This window comes from Paenibacillus sp. FSL M8-0334 (genome assembly GCF_038000405.1).
In the GTDB taxonomy this organism is placed as follows: domain Bacteria; phylum Bacillota; class Bacilli; order Paenibacillales; family Paenibacillaceae; genus Paenibacillus_AQ; species Paenibacillus_AQ campinasensis.
This window is the reverse complement of record NZ_JBBOCH010000002.1, coordinates 1,861,751-1,882,230: the sequence shown is the minus strand read 5'-3', so window position 1 is coordinate 1,882,230 and position 20,480 is coordinate 1,861,751. Positions and strand designations below refer to the sequence as shown.

The following is a 20,480-nucleotide window of genomic DNA, read 5'->3' as shown; positions in this document are numbered from 1 at the left end:
TCAGTAAACTACAAGAAATAAGAACTCTATTAAAAGAAAATAATTTGTTTGGGATGGTATAGATTTCCCTTTATATTTAGAAATCTCATTCTCCTTGTTCCTTCCTGATCTTGCTTGATGTATACCTTCGACTCGTTTACCCGAAATTTCGAATAGACAGCCACATGGTTAAGATTTGAATTAGACTGAATATAGTTGAGTATTTTATCATTTTGTATGACCAATTCTACAGCAATCAAATTAAGGATTCCATTTTCATCAGGGTCTGCCCAGGGGAACCGAAGTTTGATGACGTGAAACTTAAATTTCTCATTCGGTGGTTCAATTTCTTTTATGGTTCCTTCTAGGCACAGTGGGTGGGTAACCTTATTCCTTTTTATATAGGTATAACATGTCTTGAAATCATCGGAAGTGTAATAAAATCGACTCCATCGAATCGTCTGCTTACCATATTGCAAGGTTATAAATTCTCTGAGTTCATCATTCGTTTCTGTTAGCGAACGGAGTTGCATAATTTTCTGCATGGTCGAAAGATAGGAATTCAACTTCCCCTGGTTGGTATAGACTTTTGCTGAAGGTTTTGAAATCCGAGGGTCGGACTTTTCAGATTCAGATTTATCTTTGACTAATTGAATTAACGTTCTGAGTGACTCATCAATGATGTTGAGTCGAAAGCTATAGCTGCCCTCTTCAACAGCACGAAGAATGTTATCATCTGAGTCCCTCGCAATGAGCTTAACTTGGCCTAACGTATTGTATTTGCATTCATTCAAATGCGGTTTATCATTTGAAGCAAGACGAAAGTAAGGAGCTACCAAGACCGTTTTATCGACATACTTTTTCTTATATGCATCTACATAGATTACTGGAACACGGCAATCCTGGGTTTCGCAAAACAAGAAATCGTTCATTTCCTTATCAGCATTATCAATGCTAACTATTGTATCTTTCGTTTTATAATAAGCCTTGGGCATCTTTGTTCCCATCTAGTAAGCCCCCTTTTTTACTATAACATTCAGGTAACACTTAGATATCAGTTCTACAAAACCGGGCACGTTCCTTCAATAATTCTGTAGAAGCTCGAGTAAAATCAAACTGCAACTGTAACCTGAGTATATCCTGGCTGATAAAAACAATGATATGCGTGACGCGTGAAAAAGGAGAAGTAAAAAGGGCAGAGTTTTGCTGCACAAGGGTTTAATAAGTATTATAAGGAGTTCCTACGCTTAATACGATGTTATTTCCTGAATCAAGAAGGGGAGTGCAACGAATGAGACACTTTTTGTGCTGAAAAAGCTGAGCAAAACGACCATACTTGGGGGATATACTAACTCGGTCGTAGATGTAATTCATGATAAAGCAAATGATCATTCCCAGCGTTCTTCCGACAAGTTACCCTATGTATTTGCACCACACAAAAAGAGGCCTCTGGAATATCCTCTGAAGCCCTGAAAGGTTAATCGTCACGTTAACATCCATTAAGTTTAACTAGCTCTGCAATAACTTGAATTATTCAACCGTTTCCTTATCTAGCTTTTCAGGATTATACCCGAACATCTCCAAAATTAATTATAGCTCCAAGGATATGCATTCTTAAGAGCTCATTTCGTTGTTATACGGTGAGAAGCAATCCGAACCCTACAGCTGCCGACAAGTCCAAAACCGTCATTTTATGAAATAAGCATTTCGGGGGACATGTTACGGTAATGTGGTTACTTTGCCATACCAATAACAATACTTTTCTTTACAAATCAGAATGTGTCGCCCTTTTATCCTGTGTTTGAGCTCGATAATTTAAATTTACGGTCGCTTCCGGGTCTCTGACATTTAGTGCCCCTGAGTCAAGATTGCACAACATCAATATATTCTTGCGGAACGCCACTCTCATGGATAATTTGAAGCTCGTTCTTCACATTATTTTCGATTAACATTTGAATGCTTTTTCTCAAAACAACAGGTTCCGGCACCGGGATTGCATCGTCTAGTGGCTCTTTTATACGCATCCGTTTCATAGACATTTGTTTAAATAATGACATGTACTTGCTTTCCGTAATTAACCCCAGATCTTTGCACCGATATATCATTGCAGCAATGGATGCTTTCCAATATTTTTTTAACTCGACGAAGTGTAACAACGATGTAGAAGTAACAGTTTGAGCAAACGCCTCGGCTGGCAACAAAAAGGCTGAAGCAAAACGGTTCGCCTGTTCTTCAATTCTTTTAAATTCATCTCTAGAAAGAAGGTCATTATTAACATCTTCATGCATTAAACGATGACCTAATTCATGAGCTCCGTCCAATTGACGTCGAACTGCTGACTGCTTATCATTACCCAAAAAAATAAACGGTCTTCCTTTTCTATGTTGGCAGAAAGCGTCAATTTTTTCGCTGCTCATATGAATAGAAAAAACCATAATACCGTTCCGTTCAAGTAAGTTGACTATATTAGTTATAGGTTTATCTCCCAAGCCCCAATATTCCCTGGTCGCTTTTGCCAATTTTTCGATTGACAACGTATCCCAATCGCAATTGTCGAATTCCTTGATGTAGGCAAGTTAAGCGCGGGGAAGTCGATATAATTTCTTAAGTAGTCAAATATGTACCCCGCTAGATAAGACTTGTTTAATTGCATTTCTCTACTTTTTTTAGAAGCGGTAGCGTTGGCTCTGAAAAAGGTATTCCCCACGTAATGTTCACTTTCCCCGTAAAAAAAACTTTTCGGAAAACGAAGTTCGTGAATAAGGGCCATCATGTTCTCAGCCTTTGGAACGCTCTCGCCAAGCTCAAATTGCGAGATCGCCTGTTTGCTAACACCAATTCGGCCGGCCAGCTCCGAAATGCTCATTTCCCGCCATTCTTGCCTCTCGTAATCGTTTTGGATTAAAGATGCGTTCATTTCGTCGTACGTATTTTGGCTTATTCGCAGGATTTCAAAGAAGCACGGAGTACCGGATACATCAAACTAAAGGGCACCGACCCGTACATTTAGCAAGACCGGCCTCCATCCCTTGGACAGGCGTAACGAAGGAACGAGAGGGCAATGACCCGTTGAGACATGGGAGTGAGAACCTCCAGAGACGGCGTGGAGAATGCGTGCAGCATATGGAAGGATATGGATTCTGTAACCCTCCCCTCTATTTCCTCACGCCTTCATGTTGTCCTGGTCTCCAACTAGCTTTCCTTATCTATACTTCTGATTTTCGGCAAGGGTGAATTCCTGCGAATAAGGAGCATTCGTGAGAAAAATAAATCGTACTGAGGGAGCTTAATGAACTAGCTTAAAATTCAGTTAGATATTTATCTAATCGGTAATCGGAGCATGTTCTTGTAGCCTCAGCCCAAGGCACACAAATGTTGTCGCCCTGGGCATTTTTTCATATGTCCCATGCGTCCCGCTCCGGGCACAGACCGGGGACTACGTGAACGGCATCTGGCCTATGCAGGGTGCGAGCAAGCCATCTTCTCGGACGGCGTGATTGATGACATCTACCGCTATGCCAGCGGCAGTTATAACTAAACCAATGTTTTTAGAACTTCTCTTGAAAAGGGCAAAATTTCATTCATACGTTTGTCTCGCATTTTGACAGGCCACGCAGGATCAGCCAACAGAGCACGACCCACTGCAACCAGGTCAAATTCTCCTTTTTCCAGTCTCGTAATTAGATTTTGGATATTGGTGTTTTTTGTCTCTTTTCCTTGGAATAATGAACTAATAAGGTCTTGATCCAGGCCTATTGAGCCAACTGTAATGGTTGGTTTTCCCGATAGTTTCTTGACCCAGCCTGCTAGAGTTAGAGAAGAGTGCTCAAATTCAGGTTCCCAAAATCGACGAGCAGAGCAATGAAAGAAATCGACACCCGCTTTTACTAATGGGGTTAAAAAATCTGCAAGCTGCTCAGGAGTTTCTACTAATTTTGCTGTATAATCTCCTTGCTTCCATTGGGACAAACGAAACGAGATAGGAAAATCGGTTCCTACTGCACGTCGACAAGCCTCAATCACCTCTACTGCAAAACGAGTACGATCAACGAGGTTACCCCCATAATCATCTGTACGCTGATTCGTCTTTTTCCAAAAAAATTGATCAATTAAATAGCCATGTCCTCCATGTATTTCAATTCCATCAAACCCTAGTCTCTTTGCGTTGAAAGCAGCTTGTGCATAAGCTTCAATCACGGTATGAATCTCTGATTTTGTCATCGGTCCCGTTACTTTCACACCAGATACGGCAAGCCCTGAAGGTCCAATCGGCGGCACGTGTGGATTCGGTTGATCTCCTACATTACGCTGCATGCCAACATGCCAGAGTTGCAAAATGATTCGACCACCTGCCCCGTGAACCTCATCGACTACTTTTGTCCACCCGTTAAGCGCGTCTTCATCATGAATATTAGGAACATTAGGATCGTTTCCAGCAGCTGGATGATTGATAAAAGTGCCTTCTGTCACAATTAACCCGACATCATTTTCAGCTCGACGCCGATAATAATCTGCTACATTCTGTCCGGGAATACCTCCCGGAGAAAAACTACGAGTCATCGGAGCCATTACGATTCGATTTGATAGCGTTACATTACCGAACCTGAAGGGTTGAAATAATGACTCCACAGAACCAGCGGGTTGAATTTCTTTATTATTTTCCACAATAACAGTCCTCCTAAAAGAAATGAATTAAATTTTTGCTCCCAAAAACGGTTTATATTTCTCCAGATAAGCAAAAAGAAGATAGCCATTCAGGCAAACGATAACCAATGCAGGGAAAATGGAAGCAGTGTCCAGGAATAAATGAAATAAAAACATATTCACGGAGATGGGCATAAACAGAACTAAAGCAAGTGGAACGAAGCGATTGATCAGTAAGCTTGTTCCCACTAGCAATTTCATTATAAGTACGACCACCATGATATAACCGGTCTTGATCAGCGCATCCATAAAGTTAGTTGCTGGTTCTGCATAATGTGACTCTGGCGCGAGATTTAGCAATCCAATAATTCCAAATGCCAATAACATCAATCCAAATAAAATACGAATAACGGTTATAGATTTCTTCTTCATTCGATTCACTCCTTGAGTATTAACCTATGTTGGTTTTCTATGACATAAAATTTGTTGAAATACTTCTGCTAACATTTCCGCTTTATTTTCCATCCGTCCATTTGTACGCCAAGCGACAAAACCATCGGGTCTTATTAGTACGGCACCTTCACTGCGTATCCCATACGCTTCATTCCAATTATTGTCTATATCCGCTAACTCTCCATAAGCACTTATTTGGTATGCTTGTATTGGAATTTCTAAACGTATGGAAATATCTGATGCTGCATGCAGCCATTCTTCCCCTTTATCTCCTGTAAACAAAACGAAGTTTTTTCCCAATAAATCAATTGTTGAGATGCGTCTCCCTCGATAGCTGCACCAAACATGTGGAGCTCTTTTACCAGGTACACCATCTAATCGCAGTTCATCTAATCGAATCTCTATATTTTCTTCTGAGACTATGGCATCCGATTGGTATGAATAACCGATCGCAGGGATAAGGGGATGCACACGGCCCTCTCCATTTGCAAGATTCAGAACCGATTGATTCGCAGCAAATTGAGCTACTGGTTTGCGTTCCTGTTCATAAGTGGTCAACAAATCAGGATTTGCTCCATCGCGTAAAACAGCAGCTAGTTTCCAAGCCAAGTTGTGAACATCCTGTATTCCTGTATTTGCACCATATGCTCCTTTTGGCGGCATGACATGAGCTGCGTCTCCTGCTAAAAAAACAGATCCAACTTGATAAAGATCCGCAAGTCGTGAGGCGGCTTCCCATGGAAGAAGGCTTAGTATTACAACGTCTAAATTTGCTAAACCGATTGCCTTGCGTATGAGATCAATGCAACGATCCTGTGGAAAATCATCTACTGATTCTCCTTTTTCAGGATGGTAAACAACATGAAAACACCATCGATCTTTGTTATTAACAGATAGCAATACCCCCGGTGCTTCAGGATTCGTAATGTTGCATAGAATAAATTCGTTGCCTTCTACCAACTCCCTCAGATCGGCTTGAAAATAAATGTTGATATGATGCCCAAAAGAGCCCCCCTCTGTAAACTCAATTCCTAAAGCTTGACGCACTTGACTTTTGGCCCCATCAGCGGCAATCATGTATTCGGCATATAAGGTTTCGGTTTGTCCCGTTTTCCGATCTCTTATCACCGCTTGAATACCAGCTGTTGTTTGTTCAAAAGCAATGAGTTCTGTATAAAATCGGATATCCCCCCCTAGTTGTTGGGCTTTCTTGAGCAAAACGGGTTCTGACTGATCTTGAGAACATGCACAACCTGTAACTGGACTGATGTTTTTTACTTGTTCTCCGATTAATGTTTTTAATGGATGTCCATTAGGCGCTATTCGTTTGAGTCCGTTTAAATCTGCCTCCGCCAACACCTTCACTTCAATAGCGCCATTGCTTTTTCCCAGTACCTCTCCGGCAGCTCGAATCTCTTTTTCAATGTCAAGTTCTCGAAAAATCTCCATAGTACGGACGTTCATGCCATTGGCACGAGGATGAATAGAGGTGCCGGCATGTCGTTCAATAAGTAAATAAGAAATGTTTTGGTTTGCTAGACAAAGTGCTGCGGATAAGCCTGTCAAACCACCACCTACAATGAAAACGGGAATTTGTTTTTTAGACATCGTTGTTGAACTCCTTTTCAACATTTGTACTGTTCAAAGACGATAAGAAAGCCTAAAATATAGTTAGTGGTATAGTTACAGTGTGTATAGAAATAGTGTGTATACTCACTAAATGAATATAAAGTGAGTATACACACTAAAAAGCAGGGCGTCAAGGAGGATTTTATGAATACATCAAAAGTTTATTTTCCAACAGAACCACCAACACCCGAGTATCTGTTAGAAATATTATTTAAAACTACTCACTCTATTCATTCTCAGTTTGAGGCTCAACTGTCTGCACAGGATGTGCCTGCTTATTTGACTGGGCCAAGGATGCGATTTTTGAAATGTATTGAAGAAGCAGGAAAGATCAAAATGAGTGACTTGGCGGCAAAATTAGGAATCAAAAAGCGTACCGTAACTCAATTTGTTGATGCTTTAGAAAAAGAAAATGTTATCGTACGTATACCTGATCCGAATGACCGTCGTGCTACACTGATACAGATTACGGAAACTGCTGAACCTCTTATAAAAAAAACCGGGGAAGCCATGATCGAAGCGGCTGCAAGGGTATTGGCTTCCTTTCCTTCAGAAAGCCGCAGCCATTTGCTTTGTCTTTTGTACCAACTTGCAGATGTTAAGGAATCGAACGATGATATGAACTGACGACCTTTTGCCTTCGTTAATTCGGACTTGCCGTCGGCCGGACAATAATCTCATTCGCGTCAACCTCGACAGGCTGCTTTATGGCATACATAATGGAACGGGCAGTCGCAGATGCCGGAATGGCAATCTGGCGGTACTCTTTCATGAATTGGCGGGATTGCTCATCCGAGACGCTGTCGGCAAGTTCGGATTCCGTTACGCCCGGAGAAACGCAGCCTCAAGGAACCTTGGCACTTCGGATATTTACATTTTGATGCTGGCCATCCCATAAGCTGAAGCGTTTCGAAGATGGCCTTCCCTAGCTTGGAATAAAGTCCTTTCATAGCTTCTCTTGGCGATACATTCAGTTCATTGATGTTAAACGGATGGTCGATCACTCGCTCTTGAGGGGAATACTCTGCCGGAAGCCAGCTCACCTGACCCAACTGAATGGGTGGCTCAACAAATTGCTTTTCGTTCATCAGGTTCGGAGGTCTCGTTGTAGGTGAAGTGGTGAAATCAACAAGCAACCTGATTTAAACAGGAGATTTCGTATCCGGTGTATGGGGCTGGCAAACTTATGCAAATAGCAGCGTTGAATCTTGGAGGCATTTCGAGGGGTTAAAAAAACACTGCGTATAATACGGTGTTATACGCTGTATTGCGCTTCTATGAAACTGCCCTCAATCGTTCTTTAATGATTTTTAATAATTGCTCTTGTTCTTCTTTAGGCATCCATTCTACTAATCTGGCTGCAGCAACTGGCAAGATCCATCTATCGATATCAGCGTAATCAAGTCCTGATAGCTCTATATAATGCCTTACGTATTCTTTCTTCAATTTATCCCTTAAAAAATTAATAACAGAATTTATATGTTTCGAAGTGCCGTTGGGCATCGTGCCAGTACTGAGTAATATGACTGATCTGGCAACATCCCCTGCGGGATTACCATACATTCCTGTCATCCAATCAATAATCCAGTTTTCTTCGCCAACCATCACATTATCAGGATGATAATCTCCGTGACATAACCTATTGTTGTCATGAGGTAGTTTTTCTAAGTAGTCAATTATTATATTCTTTTCACTTTCTGTAAGAGCAGAAGCTGATTTAATATTATTACTCAATACATTTTTTTGCTGTCTTAGCTCCCCAACCACATGATGACCATGTAAATTATGATGTAATGTTGCTAACTTCCTTGAATGCTTATTAATTGAAAGAGGACTCTTTCCCATGATCTTAAGTAAAGAGACTCCTGATATTCGTCGAAATATTATACCCTTCCTATGATCCAACTGAATTAACTCAATTGGTTGAGGTGTATTAATACCTAAAGAATATACTAAGTTACTAATCTGAAATTCCTGATTAATTGCATCTTCAGGGAAACTCCTCTTGTAAAGTTTAATTATCATATTTTCATCTTCTTGATGCTCAAATATGTCTGCTGTCCTACCCTGACCAATTTGTTTCAAGTTTAACACCTCCGTAACCCACTACATTAGTTTTGCTAGCAATATTGCGTATAACGTTCTTGTATTCACGAACCCTCACTGGCTTAAGGGGCGTTAGCCCCGGGTCCGATGGACTTAGCCAGTGCAGGGTTGTCTGCTGAATCAACTTCCCCGAATTGCCTCTGCAGACCAAGGGTCGCTAGGCACGCAGCGTGAATACGTTGTTATAGGATGTCATCGCCTTCATGAAAAACTTACATAGCACTTATCATAAATTGAAATGCTTTTTAATCATATTTGCTACTTCGTCAGCACTTAGATTAGTGTTATTAATTTTCATATAGTTTTCCCTTGTAATTTCTCCTTGATATGAATTTAACCTATGATTTTCCAACGTATTTATTAGATCTTTCTCAGATTGTTCAACGTTCCTTTTACTCGGTTTTTGATCCAATCTAAAAGATGTTCTGTTTCTGACAATTCTTTCATCGATTTCTGCTTCTAACTCAACAAAATAGATCTCTGCACCTTTAGATTCAAAAATTTCACAAGTTTTCCTTACAAAATCCCAATCACCCTCAAGATCGAGTCCCCATACAAAAGTAAAAATTAGACCATACTGATTGCTTCGAGAAAATGATTCAAAAAACTCGTTCCTAACAATACCTGATAGTCTCCAGGTTTCACTAGTGAATCCAAAATAGGGTTGAAACAATTCTATTGACATATGATTGTGGGATAATTTCAATTCAGTTATTTTCGTCAACTCATAACCGACTGTCATTTTACCTACTGCCTGAGGGCCAAATATTAGTATGAATTTAATAATTATCACTCCTGTTTTTCAGATTTGCGCTGATTTCTTATAACGTTCTTGCATTAACGAACCCGAAAGGCTTAAGTGAAGCACAGCGCAACGGGTCGTAGACTTAGCCTTGCAGGGTTGTCACATGACTCAACTTCTCTGTCAAAAGCATCACCAGTGACCGAGGAGCGAATGCGACGATGCGCTAATGCGGTGTTAGGTGATGTCGGGCTCTTCAATGAGAAAGCTATCATCAACTTCTTGTCTTAGGAGTATTTGGAGTTTATCCGGTGGGTTACAGTGTGGATGGTTCATAAAGATTTCTTCTAGTCTGCCCGTCGGGCTATACCCTTTTGCATTTATCTCTTCCAAAAGGTACTGTTTTGATGATTCTATATGGCTATATTCACCGAAGTGAAGTAGCTGTGCACATTTTCTTTCTTGCCTGGAATTTAGAGATATAGACAAGTTTTTAACAAAATCATATCTTTCTCTGAGGTCAGTCATCGTCACCTCAAATAAATCTTCGGTTATATATTCAGGCACCCACATTGATACTTTATATTCATAATCCGAATCCCCCCAAGCTAATTCCAGTGGCATTCTGCTAAAGTTTTTACCCAAATCTCTTACCGTATAGAACTTTACACGGTTAATAAATCGACCAATCGTCCAGACCTCTTTATAATCATACATTCTATAAATATCTCGTTCCCCAGACCCAATAGATTCTAAATATATCATTTCTGGTATCAAATAATATTTGACTTTTTTGTCTTTTAATGAGTAATATTCTTTATTGGTTTTTCTGACATCTTCCCTAAAGACACTAGACCTACTAGACATTATTACAACCTCCTTGATTTTATGTTATAGCCCGATTTCACATAACTCCATATCTACGAACTTCGCAAATTAATCTTTTCATAAGAGTATTCGCGAAATTATTGAATTATCCTGCCCGTTAACTTAATACTAAGCTAATCGGCAATTGGACAAGTTCTTGCTCCTCGACATGTATCGAAACTTTCCAACAACACAATTCCGCAAACTGCCCATTAGTTAAACAAAAGCTACCGAACACGCTGTTACCAGGAGCAGTTCGACGTAGCAGCGTTATAAAACCAAAAAGCCGCTAATATAGCGACTTTAACGAGTCCGGGGTTTTATCCCTCGATGATTTTTTTTTAAATTCCTCAAGATCTGCTGTTTCTTCCATAAACAAAATATAACGTCACGGACGACATAATCATCAAGATCACCGAATAAACCAAGGTCAACGCTTTGGTATCCGCGAGCGCCTGCGCATCCGTGCTGTTCTTGATGACGACGCCTAACGGCTGGTACACCGGATGATAGAGGAACACGGTAACGTCATAATCAGCCAAAATTCCGTTGAAATTCAGTGCCAGAACCGCTAAGGTCGACGGTAGAATGATCGGCAGCAATACTTTTCTGAACGTATAGAACGGTTTGGCGCCCAGATTCCTTGCAGCGTCCTCCAGATTGCTGTCCAAGCTGAAGAAGGAGGCCTTGACCATTCGCAGGGTGAAAGGAATATGGATGATGACATACGCAATCAAGAGCATCCAGACGGTGCCAACCAGTACCGTATTCCCGATAATCAGCTTCGGCGTGTTAAAGGTGACGATCAGTCCGACCGCAATCAGCGTCGAAGGCAGAATCCACGGAATCAGCATTGCATATTCCAAGGCAAGCGCCCACTTGTTCTTATATCTATGCAATATTCTGGACACGGCCAGCGCCAATGCGACGACAATCACGGAGGCTGCTGCGGCATATAGAATACTTACCAGATAAGGCTTGAAGGCCGACATGGATGAAAACACTTGAATGTAATTATTCAAGGTAAAGCTGTTCAGATTCAACGTAGCGGTAGAGATACTAGCCGCATCGGTGAACGAAAAGATGATGATCAGCACAACCGGAACGATATATAGAACAAACAGGCCGTAAGCCAGAATATGAGCGGCGATGTTGCCGAATTTGCTCCGGATTTTTTGTTTGACCAGCTCCGATTTGACCTTGGAGACCGACATGAAGTTGCCCTTGCGTTCGAACCGGATCATTATGGTCAACAACACCAGCGTGGCCACTCCAAGAATAAGTGCCAATAGCGCAGCCAAGTCCCTGGACGTCATGCTTCTCGAGAACGTCAGAATCATCGGCGTAATCGTCTGGAATTCCTTGCCCCCGAGGATCAGCGGCGCAGACGTTGCAGCCAGGCCAGTAAGAAAGGTCAGGATCGTCAGTGCATAGATTGTAGGCTTCAGCACCGGAAGTACAACCCGCCTTAGGATATACCAAGTAGACGCCCCCATATTTCTTGCGGCCTCCACCGTTTGGAAGTCAATTTTGCGAATCGCATTGCTCAAGAATAGAAAGTGATTGGATGTGCAGGCAAACGTCATGACGAATAGCACCGCCCAGTAACCATGAAACCAAGTTGCATCAAATGAAGGGAACAAGTACACCAGGAGCTTGGTCATAAAGCCCTCTTCGCCATAGACGAATTTATAGCCGGACACGAGCACGACTCCGCTGTAAATCAAGGTCGTAAAGTAACCCAATCGCAAGATCTTCGCGCCTTTGATTTCGAAGTATTCCGAAATGAGTACCAGTGTAATGCCCACCACATTTACCGTAATGATGAGGGAAAATGCGAGAATAAAGCTGTTATACAAGCTTCGCATCGCGCGTTCGGACGAGAGCAGCTTCTCTGCCGCCTCCAGTGTGAATTGGCCATCCTTAAAGAAAATCTCGCCGTAAATATTCAAGTTCGGATAAATCAGAAAGGCAATAACAAACCAGACAATCAGTCCGTATAACAGGATCGAGACAGGGTTGATGGAAGCCAGCCGGGTGCTCAGGTTCCGGGCCTTCATGCTCCCCCCTCCTTCATCGGATATTGCAAAATATCGCAGACCGGGAGGTAGATGTCCACATCGTCGCCGACCTCGTGATGAAATAACCGGCTTTCTTTTTCGATCGTCTTTAGTTGCCCGCCGCCTTTAATCTCCAATACATACTTGCTGTATAAACCGTAAAATTCCCGGTCCGCGATCTTGCCTTTCAGTTGAACCGTATCGATACCCTGCAGGGGCAGCAGGCTTACCTTCTCATTGCGGATATAGGCGATATTGCCCGGCTGAACAACATCTTTAAGCGGGCTATTCTCGATCATCCCCGGATCGATCCGGTTAATATCTCCTATGAAATTGCATACAAACTCCGTTTGGGATTGATTGTAAACCTCCAGGGGCGTACCGACCTGCTCCAAGACCCCATGATTGAATACACCAATCCGATCGGACAGTGTTAACGCTTCTTCCTGGTCGTGTGTGACATAAATCGTTGTGATCCCGAACTTCTTCTGCAGTTGTTTCAGCTCGTTCCGAAGCTGTACCCGCAGCTTCGCGTCCAGGTTGGATAAAGGCTCGTCCAGCACCAAGATGCTCGGCTGCAATACGAGCGCCCGGGCTATCGCCACACGTTGTTGCTGGCCACCGGATAGCTCCGATACTTTTTTGAACAGCTGCTCATCTTTTAAATCCACTTTCCGGGCAATGTCCTTTACTTTCTGGTCCACTTCCGCCTTAGAGAACTTCTTGACACGCAAGCCGAAGGCGATGTTCTCATACACATTCATCGTGGGAAACAGCGCATAGCTTTGAAATACCATCCCGATCTCTCGTTTTTCGATCGGCAACCGGGTAATGTCGGCGTCTTTCAGCAGGATCTGTCCGCTTGTAGGCATAATAAACCCGACCAGACTGCGGAGGGTCGTCGTCTTCCCACAACCCGAGGGCCCGAGGAATGTGAAGAATTCCCCTTCCCGAATATGCAAATTAAGGTTTTTAACCGCATGAAATTCTCCGAATTTTATGTCAACGTTCTGGAATGTAATCATCTTATTCGCTTCCTTTATGTTGTACTTGAATGAACGGCTGCATATTGGTGTTCTCCATATGCAGCCGGTTTGACTCCATTCCGTGATTTATGGCATAATCTCGAGCTCAATCTTCTCTGCCCACAGATCCATGTTATCCGCAATAAAGGCCCAATCGAAATCTTGTGGTTTTAAGGAATTATACAGCTCCTTGACGGACTCGTTGGCTTGCTCGACCGCTTTCGTATTGGCAGGCATGGCATTGAACTCCACCGCAAATTCTCCTTGAACTTCGCTCGATCCGAGCCATTCGACGAACCGCTCCGCCGTTGCCTGCTTCTTCGTTCCGTTTATAATTGCTGCATGTTCCACGACCATCGGTACGCCGATTTCCGGACTGACAATGCCGGCTTTCACGTTATATTGCTCTTCCTTCTGCTGCAGGGTTCCGGAGACGAGCGCTCCAAGTGGTGTTTTGCCGCTGGCCAAATTGGCATAGAAGTCTTCGCCTTCGACCGCGCCAACGCCATTGTCATACAATTGCTGAATTTCATTCCAGCCTTCATCGGATATGCCGAGGTCACCATTCGGATCTTGGAATCTTGACAGAATCCCCGCAACGACAAGGCGAGGCGTATTTTGTCCTAGCAGCGTAGGAGCTTCGTACTTCCCTTTATACGCATCGTTCTTATAGAGGTCCGTCCAGTCCTTTGGCGCAGTGTCGGGCGTGAATTCGTTCGGATTGTACCCAAGCAGAATCGCTTGCTTCACAAGACCATGATAGTAGCCTTCCGGATCGTTCAACCCTTGTTCAACATCTCCGGCCCAGCTTGGAACAAACTTCGCCAGAACGTCTTCCTTCTTCAAATTCTCATAAAGCATGTTGTTCAGGCCGTATACAACGTCCGCGATCGGATTGTTCTTCTCGGCAATCAACCGGTTCGTCAAGTCAGCGCCGCCCGCGCCGACGATTTCGATATCAAAGCCCGCGCCTTTCGCTTTCTCGATCAGCCATTCGCCGCGGCCGTCAGAGTTCGCATTCGTGTACACGATCAGCTTCTCATTCTTGACCGGTTCGGTAGTTGAAGAATCCGACGCAGCCGGTGTTCCTGCCGGCGCTCCGGACTCCGAAGGGCCTCCGTTAGTACTGCTGGCATTGTTGCCGCCTCCGCAAGCCGATACAATCACACACATAATGAGGAGTAACGCCATGGATAGTTTTCTCATGATTCTTTTAACACTCCTTTGATCGATTCCTTTTGTTTGAATTTAAATGTTTAAGATCAACCCGTCATAAGCTGGCACAATACCGACGGGATCGAAGATGCGGACAAAATCCTCGTGAAGCAGCTTGGAATTATGACTAAAGTGGGTGACGACGATTTGTCCTTCAGGCTTCAGAATGTTTTCTTTATGGAACTCGCGCTGCGCCTCCAGCACTGTTTCCACACACATATGATTGCGGTCGCGGGAATTCCCCGTGTATCCGTGGGTGCAGTCGAGGATGGCGCAATCCAGATTTTTACCCTTTAGCCACGCCCACGTCGCATCCGGAAACCAACCTGAATCATGTCCGTACAGCAGTGTTTTTCCTTCCTTTTCAATCACGTACAACAGGCAGGTCTCCATGCGGTCATGATCTGCCAACAATGGCGTTACCCTTGCATTGCCCATAGCGAACGTCTCAAACGGGCGCACCAGATGGAATGCATACCTTTGTCCTTCGAATCGGCCGATGGCGGCACGCGTGTGGTGCATCACGGCGTCATTGCCGTAAATGTGCATCGGAAGCTCGAGGCCATGCGCAATCCCTTCCCTGCGGCATTCCAGATCCGCAGCATTGTAATGGTCCGAATGCGTATGGGTGACGAGCAGGTGCTCGATGGCCCCCAGATCAATGTTGTCCCGCAGCGCCTGCATATAGGAGTCCGGGGAATAGTCAAACTTGATGACATCGTCAATGATGGCGGAAGTTCGCGTGCGTATATTTTTGCCTCCAAGCTCCCGCGCTTTGCTGCAATGCTCGCAGCGGCAAAATGCATTGGGAAAGCCTTCTGCAGCTGCGGTTCCTAGAAAGTGAATCTTCAAAAGTCATTTCTCCTTGTCATGCAAACTGTAGCAATCCATTCTACGTCCTGAACAGGACGGATTGTCGTTCTACAATCGATGTTTGAATTTTAATGGTGATTGGATTCTCGTTGGAATTGCCAACGCGCTTCATCAGCAAATCCACGGCCGATCGGGCAAGCTTCTCGGTATCCTGCCTTACCGTCGTGAGCGGGGTCGGAATATATGCCGCTAACTGGATATCGGAGAACCCGACGATGGACAGCTTTTCAGGAACCGGAATCCCCATTTGCAATGCGGTGTGAATTGTCGAGATCGCGACATGGTCATCCCCGCACATGATGGCTGTCATCCGGGGGTTGTCCTGAATAAACCGCTCTTGTTCCGGATCGCGCTCATTAATGCGTCTGGTATCGCAAGCGACGGTTCGAAAATGAATGTTCTGGTATTGAACCGGAATTTGATGGTCGAGAAGCGCTTGAATATAACCTTGATACCGCTCCCTCCTACTTGTGATATGATCGATCGCGTTCGAAGTATATCCGATTTCGCGGTGCCCCTTCTCGATCAAATACTTGGTCATTTGGTAAGAGCCCATATAATGATCGTGGTATACGCAATCGATCTCCACTTCATGGAAAATGCGATCGATGATGACAAGCGGCAGTTTTTGCAGCTTTAACCGTAATACTTGATCGCTGCAGGTCTTTCGCCCTTGGGGAAATAGGATAATGCCAGTGATTCCTCCTTCGGCCAGCCTTTCCAGACAATGATCCTCATCGTCGCAATCCTTCGTCATTTTTAGAATGAGGTCGCAGCCGTGCTTTCGCACTTCAGCCTCGGTGGCGGCGATGATTCTGGACGTGTAATCGGACAGGTGAGGCATGATGAGCGCGATCTGCCCGAACCGCTTCTCGGCGGCCGGAAGCGCCGCGGTATCCTGGGAAGAAAATCCTCCTTGCGCCCTTCCGTCTTGCGGTTCAGCAAGGAATGTTCCTCTTCGGGGCAAACGGTACACCAGTCCCTCCTCAGCCAGCTTTTGCAGCGCTAACTTACTTGTCATTCGGCTCACGCCGAACAGCTTGGCAAGCTCGCCTTCCGATGGAACCGGATCATGCGGACGCAGCCTGCGGCTTTGAATAATCTCGATGACCTCATCGGCCACCCGGTGATAGAGTTGGTTCTGTTTGGTCACACGAATATCTTTCATCAAATATCCCTCTAATCGTTGAGTCGACTCGAATCCGCAAGGGATCTAATTTGAACATAAAGAATGTCACTGACATATTCAATGATATCTATGTAAAAGTCTTGTAAAATCTAAGTTAAATCGAGTTTTTGAGTTCTATAATCACAAAGTACATATCAGTGATATATGAAATTTAATGCGAATCCTTGCGATCAATGCTCACTATGCGAACGATCCCATTTCTCTGATCAACGAAAGAAAAACCTGCCGGTTAGGCAGGTTGGTTTAATAGAGCTTCAATTTATCGATGCAGGAAAATGTCTTTTGAGAATGGCCAATCATTGTTCGGTACCGATCTCATAGATGTTATGCAGGGTATGGATGTGCAGCGCTCGTTCATCATCTGACTCTGCGTTCATATACCATTCTACAAGCCTGTACCCAAACATAAGTAGAATCATCTCATAAACGCAGTTATCCGTTATATGTGAAATATCCGCATATTCCGAGAAGCCCTTGTAGTACGCCGGGATACATCGACGGTAGTATGCAACCATATGTTCAACATCGGCTTCGTCTGCGATAAGACTAGCCATTGTTCGGCTACCTGTCTAGAACATCACAACTAGCTTCTCGCCCTTCTCTGAGCTATTTGGGCGCGAAAAGGCGAGGGCTTCAGCTCGCCCTCGCCAGTTTCGCGCTGCGAATCGATGCGGTAGTGTATACTACGAGCGCTGTCCAGATGAGCGCGAATCCGATGAGCAGAACCGGCGACACCGATTCCTTGAACACAAATATGCTCAGTAACAGCATGATGGTCGGCCCGATGTACTGTACAAAGCCGAGCGTGGACAGTGTCATCCGGGCGGCGGCCCGTGCAAAGAAGAGCAGCGGCAGCGCCGTTACCACGCCGGAAAGGAGCAGTTCAATAAACATCGGCGCAGGCAGCGTCCACGCCGTTGTCTTTCCGGCAGCGGCCAAATAGATCCAGTAGCCGAGTGCGATGGGCAGGACGACAGCTGTCTCCGACAATAAGCCCACCGAGGCGTCTTGGGCGATCTTCTTCTTCGCAAGGCCGTACAAGCCGAACGATACGGCGAGCGAGAGCGCAACCCATGGGAACCGCCCGTAATCGATGGCGATGACGAGCACCGCAGCGCCTGCGATGGCAATCGCGAGCCACTGGCCCCGGTTAGGCTTCTCCCGAAGGAAGACGACCGCCAGCAGCACGTTCAGCAGCGGGTTCAGATAATAGCCGAGGCTGGTCTCGACAACATGGCCGTTGTTGACGGCCCAGATGAAGATAAGCCAATTCAAGGCGATCAGCAGTCCGCTGGCGGTGAGCGATAGGATGAGCGAGCGGTTAGCCGCCACCCGCTTCATATCCCCCCAGCGGCGCTGAACGGCAACGAGAATCCCCATGAAAACAAACGACCAGACAACCCGGTGCGACAGAATCTCGCCAGCCGGCACATCGTCAAACAACTTCCAATAAAGCGGGAGAACCCCCCACATGATATACGCAATAATTGCGTTGACTAACCCATTGTTCATCAATATGTTCCCTCTTCTCTCTCTCCTGTATCTGAACGGATTATACGCCTGAACCCCCGGGGAAGTAAAGTAGATATATGAAACCCCGGGGGCTTGATAGCTCGTATCTTAGCCTCCGGGGTTTCCGGCAGGAATGCGTTTATAGGGGAGGGAAGAACTCACACCCTTCTGCGTCCCCAGCCAAAAACTTTCACGTGTACCGTCGCTTTGGTCACCCAATAGGAGAGTACGTACAGCACAATGAACAAGATAAGCAGCGGCCTTAAGAAGAGCATAGCGACAATCCAGGCGATCAGAACTTGCCAATGCTTCAATTTGCGTAGAAACTTGACCGGCCATAGAATGATTTTGAATAACAGCTCATTATGCTGAAGCGCATCTAGAAACTCTTCCTGGTACTGTTTGTTGTCAGGCTCTAAGCGAACGGCATTTCGCATATACGTCTCTTTTAACTTGTAATCCCCCCGCTGGCCAGCCGCCAGGCCGAGAAAAAAATATACTTCGGACGACTCCATATTATGCTCGAGGGCGATTCTTTCGAGCCTTACAGATTCCTCAAAGTGAATGAGCAGCGCTTCCGTATAACTTAACACGGCCAAATATAACGGTACTTCCGGATGGATTTCAAGCGCCTGTAATAGTGCGGCTTTCGCTTGCTTGAGCTTCCCTTTCTTGTTAAACATATTCGCTTGCAAATAATAATAATGAGACTCATAGGGATCGATTCGGAGCGCTTCCTGCACCGCTTCATCGAAAGCCCGGTCCTTATCGGCGGCATAGTACACACAGACCCGCACATACCAGGCCAGCCTCTGCTCCGGCTCCCGGCGGAGCGCCTCATTGGACCAATGGAGTGCCTTATCATTTTCATCCATCAGAAGATAGATATTTGCGATCAACGCAAAAACATCCGGGTCCTCCGGTTCCTGTTTTATGAGCTGCTGGGCTTCCTTTAACGCTTCCTTATACCGCCTCCATTCGATAAGCTGTTGCACTTTCGCATAAGCGGAATAATCCTGTATGGTTTCCAAATGCTCAATCCTCCTGGTCGAATTATGATTTGACACCATGCTTCTTTATGTATTCCAACACGATTTGATAATCCTGATTGACATCACTGAAGGTCGCATAGTTTTTGGCGGTTGCAAACCAGTCGAGTGTGGTTGCCTTCCGGCCTTTTGCCGACCGCTTTAAATCATCCTGCGTAATGGGCTGAATTTCCCCTTTCTCAAAGGTTCGCTCCATCGCGGCATCTACAGCATCATGAACGAGCTGCTCTAAATCGGCTCCGGAGAAAAACTTCGTCTCGGCGGCAATTTTGGTTAGGTTCAGCGAACCGAGCGGCTTGCCTGACAGCTTAAGTTCCAGAATCGTTTGACGCTCTGCCTCATCAGGCGGCGGCACAAAAACAAGATGGTTAAACCGTCCGGGACGTCTCAACGCGGAATCAAGGTACCAAGGCGTGTTGGTGGCTCCGATGACAAACACATTCTCATTCTCCGCCTGCAGTCCGTCCAGCTCCAGCAACAACTGGTTTACCAGCATGCGGTCATGATGCTGACGCATTTGATGACGGCTGCCTCCGAGGGCATCAATTTCATCTATGAAAATCACGCACGGCTTGTTTTCCCGGGCTTTCTCGAATATATCGTGCAAATTATGCTCGCTCTGTCCGGTGTACATGGAAAGAATGGACTGAAGCTCAACATGAAAAAAATGAGCATCGATCTCGCCTGCCACCGCACGTGCCAAAAAAGTTTTGCCGCATCCCGGCGGCCCGAACAATAGCAGGCTCCCTCCGGCTTGTTTGCCGTAGGCGGCAAAGATCTCCGGCTGTTGCAGCGGCAATATGAAGTTCATTCTGATCTTTTTCTTGACCTCTTCCAGGCCCCCGACATCGGCAAACGTTTCCATGGGTTTCTCGGATTCAACAAACGATTGATCGTCTTTACTGAAATGAATGAGCTTTAGATTTTTCCGCCGATATTTCGCCAGTTCATCATGGTCCGACATTCTGTTCTCTCCTCTGCAGCATTTTTCTTAAGAATATCATATTCCCATAAATTAGGGAGCCACTATAACAGAAAAGAGGCTGAAAATATGACGAAGCATGTCACTTGTATATCGATTTACCTACACATTTTTTCACATATACGTATTTCCACATAAAAACCCCCCAGCAATAT

18 protein-coding genes and 1 pseudogene are annotated in these 20,480 nt (G+C 44.9%); 1 reads left to right on the top strand and 18 read right to left on the bottom strand.

From position 1 onward, the window contains the following. Positions 1 to 29: 29 nt before the first annotated feature. The 6 genes from MKX64_RS22640 to MKX64_RS22615 all read right to left on the bottom strand — a co-directional run bounded on the left by MKX64_RS22640 (position 30) and on the right by MKX64_RS22615 (position 6,684). Positions 30 to 986 (bottom strand): hypothetical protein, encoded by a 957-nt coding sequence (locus tag MKX64_RS22640; RefSeq protein WP_341037509.1) that lies wholly within the window; start codon positions 984 to 986, stop codon positions 30 to 32. Between the two features lie 855 nt (positions 987 to 1,841). Further along, positions 1,842 to 2,513, bottom strand: coding sequence for an ImmA/IrrE family metallo-endopeptidase (locus MKX64_RS22635; RefSeq protein WP_341037507.1), 672 nt, complete (start codon positions 2,511 to 2,513; stop codon positions 1,842 to 1,844). Next, positions 2,450 to 2,845: a helix-turn-helix domain-containing protein gene (locus tag MKX64_RS22630; RefSeq protein ID WP_341037505.1), complete on the bottom strand. Its 396-nt coding sequence runs from the start codon at positions 2,843 to 2,845 to the stop codon at positions 2,450 to 2,452. The genes MKX64_RS22635 and MKX64_RS22630 overlap by 64 nt, the downstream gene beginning before the upstream one ends. 668 nt (positions 2,846 to 3,513) lie before the next feature. Then, positions 3,514 to 4,644 carry an NADH:flavin oxidoreductase gene (locus MKX64_RS22625; RefSeq protein ID WP_341037503.1) on the bottom strand — a complete coding sequence of 377 codons (1,131 nt, stop codon included), beginning with the start codon at positions 4,642 to 4,644 and terminating at the stop codon, positions 3,514 to 3,516. Positions 4,645 to 4,671: 27 nt separating this feature from the next. After that, positions 4,672 to 5,055, bottom strand: a complete 384-nt coding sequence (locus MKX64_RS22620) for a hypothetical protein (RefSeq protein WP_212943043.1) — start codon at positions 5,053 to 5,055, stop codon at positions 4,672 to 4,674. Positions 5,056 to 5,079: 24 nt separating this feature from the next. Further along, positions 5,080 to 6,684, bottom strand: a complete 1,605-nt coding sequence (locus tag MKX64_RS22615; RefSeq protein WP_341037500.1) for an FAD-dependent oxidoreductase — start codon at positions 6,682 to 6,684, stop codon at positions 5,080 to 5,082. 165 nt (positions 6,685 to 6,849) lie between these two features. Between MKX64_RS22615 and MKX64_RS22610 the strand changes: the two genes are divergently transcribed. Continuing rightward, entirely contained in the window at positions 6,850 to 7,332 is a 483-nt protein-coding gene (locus tag MKX64_RS22610; protein ID WP_341037499.1) for a MarR family winged helix-turn-helix transcriptional regulator, read from the top strand. Between the two features lie 16 nt (positions 7,333 to 7,348). Here MKX64_RS22610 and MKX64_RS22605 read toward each other — a convergent pair. From MKX64_RS22605 to MKX64_RS22545, 12 genes and pseudogenes are all read right to left on the bottom strand, one after another. Continuing rightward, positions 7,349 to 7,543: pseudogene (locus MKX64_RS22605) on the bottom strand (oxidoreductase); the annotation flags it as partial. Between the two features lie 437 nt (positions 7,544 to 7,980). After that, entirely contained in the window at positions 7,981 to 8,799 is an 819-nt protein-coding gene (locus MKX64_RS22600; RefSeq protein WP_341037497.1) for an aminoglycoside phosphotransferase family protein, read from the bottom strand. 238 nt (positions 8,800 to 9,037) lie between these two features. Beyond that, complete coding sequence (locus MKX64_RS22595) at positions 9,038 to 9,595, bottom strand: shikimate kinase (protein ID WP_341037826.1); 558 nt, start codon at positions 9,593 to 9,595, stop codon at positions 9,038 to 9,040. 195 nt (positions 9,596 to 9,790) lie between these two features. Continuing rightward, positions 9,791 to 10,420: a hypothetical protein gene (locus MKX64_RS22590; protein ID WP_095397138.1), complete on the bottom strand. Its 630-nt coding sequence runs from the start codon at positions 10,418 to 10,420 to the stop codon at positions 9,791 to 9,793. A 350-nt stretch (positions 10,421 to 10,770) separates the two neighbouring features. Next, on the bottom strand, positions 10,771 to 12,480 hold the full coding sequence (locus tag MKX64_RS22585; RefSeq protein ID WP_095397139.1) for an ABC transporter permease: 1,710 nt from the start codon (positions 12,478 to 12,480) through the stop codon (positions 10,771 to 10,773). Further along, positions 12,477 to 13,505 (bottom strand): ABC transporter ATP-binding protein, encoded by a 1,029-nt coding sequence (locus MKX64_RS22580; RefSeq protein ID WP_095266177.1) that lies wholly within the window; start codon positions 13,503 to 13,505, stop codon positions 12,477 to 12,479. Before MKX64_RS22580 ends, MKX64_RS22585 begins: the two co-directional genes overlap by 4 nt. An 87-nt stretch (positions 13,506 to 13,592) precedes the next feature. Then, positions 13,593 to 14,711 (bottom strand): extracellular solute-binding protein, encoded by a 1,119-nt coding sequence (locus MKX64_RS22575; protein ID WP_095397140.1) that lies wholly within the window; start codon positions 14,709 to 14,711, stop codon positions 13,593 to 13,595. Between the two features lie 42 nt (positions 14,712 to 14,753). After that, positions 14,754 to 15,572, bottom strand: coding sequence for an MBL fold metallo-hydrolase (locus tag MKX64_RS22570; RefSeq protein ID WP_095266175.1), 819 nt, complete (start codon positions 15,570 to 15,572; stop codon positions 14,754 to 14,756). Between the two features lie 40 nt (positions 15,573 to 15,612). Beyond that, positions 15,613 to 16,761: a GntR family transcriptional regulator gene (locus MKX64_RS22565; RefSeq protein ID WP_155618696.1), complete on the bottom strand. Its 1,149-nt coding sequence runs from the start codon at positions 16,759 to 16,761 to the stop codon at positions 15,613 to 15,615. A gap of 654 nt (positions 16,762 to 17,415) precedes the next feature. Continuing rightward, positions 17,416 to 18,294 (bottom strand): EamA family transporter RarD, encoded by an 879-nt coding sequence (gene rarD / locus MKX64_RS22555; protein ID WP_095397144.1) that lies wholly within the window; start codon positions 18,292 to 18,294, stop codon positions 17,416 to 17,418. Positions 18,295 to 18,452: 158 nt separating this feature from the next. Beyond that, positions 18,453 to 19,325: a tetratricopeptide repeat protein gene (locus tag MKX64_RS22550; RefSeq protein ID WP_155618699.1), complete on the bottom strand. Its 873-nt coding sequence runs from the start codon at positions 19,323 to 19,325 to the stop codon at positions 18,453 to 18,455. Between the two features lie 22 nt (positions 19,326 to 19,347). Continuing rightward, the gene (locus MKX64_RS22545) at positions 19,348 to 20,307 is read right to left on the bottom strand and encodes an ATP-binding protein (protein WP_095397146.1); all 960 of its coding nucleotides are present in this window, start codon (positions 20,305 to 20,307) and stop codon (positions 19,348 to 19,350) included. Between the last annotated feature and the right edge of the window lie 173 nt (positions 20,308 to 20,480).

What these genes read in the sequence shown, in the direction of transcription:
- MKX64_RS22630 (WP_341037505.1), bottom strand. Translation starts at nt 2,845, where the DNA reads ATGAGCATTTCGGAGCTGGCCGGCCGAATTGGTGTTAGCAAACAGGCG.
- rarD (WP_095397144.1), bottom strand. Translation starts at nt 18,294, where the DNA reads ATGAACAATGGGTTAGTCAACGCAATTATTGCGTATATCATGTGGGGG.
- MKX64_RS22610 (WP_341037499.1), top strand. Translation starts at nt 6,850, where the DNA reads ATGAATACATCAAAAGTTTATTTTCCAACAGAACCACCAACACCCGAG.
- MKX64_RS22640 (WP_341037509.1), bottom strand. Translation starts at nt 986, where the DNA reads ATGGGAACAAAGATGCCCAAGGCTTATTATAAAACGAAAGATACAATA.
- MKX64_RS22590 (WP_095397138.1), bottom strand. Translation starts at nt 10,420, where the DNA reads ATGTCTAGTAGGTCTAGTGTCTTTAGGGAAGATGTCAGAAAAACCAAT.
- MKX64_RS22580 (WP_095266177.1), bottom strand. Translation starts at nt 13,505, where the DNA reads ATGATTACATTCCAGAACGTTGACATAAAATTCGGAGAATTTCATGCG.
- MKX64_RS22545 (WP_095397146.1), bottom strand. Translation starts at nt 20,307, where the DNA reads ATGTCGGACCATGATGAACTGGCGAAATATCGGCGGAAAAATCTAAAG.
- MKX64_RS22575 (WP_095397140.1), bottom strand. Translation starts at nt 14,711, where the DNA reads ATGAGAAAACTATCCATGGCGTTACTCCTCATTATGTGTGTGATTGTA.
- MKX64_RS22585 (WP_095397139.1), bottom strand. Translation starts at nt 12,480, where the DNA reads ATGAAGGCCCGGAACCTGAGCACCCGGCTGGCTTCCATCAACCCTGTC.
- MKX64_RS22565 (WP_155618696.1), bottom strand. Translation starts at nt 16,761, where the DNA reads ATGAAAGATATTCGTGTGACCAAACAGAACCAACTCTATCACCGGGTG.
- MKX64_RS22615 (WP_341037500.1), bottom strand. Translation starts at nt 6,684, where the DNA reads ATGTCTAAAAAACAAATTCCCGTTTTCATTGTAGGTGGTGGTTTGACA.
- MKX64_RS22620 (WP_212943043.1), bottom strand. Translation starts at nt 5,055, where the DNA reads ATGAAGAAGAAATCTATAACCGTTATTCGTATTTTATTTGGATTGATG.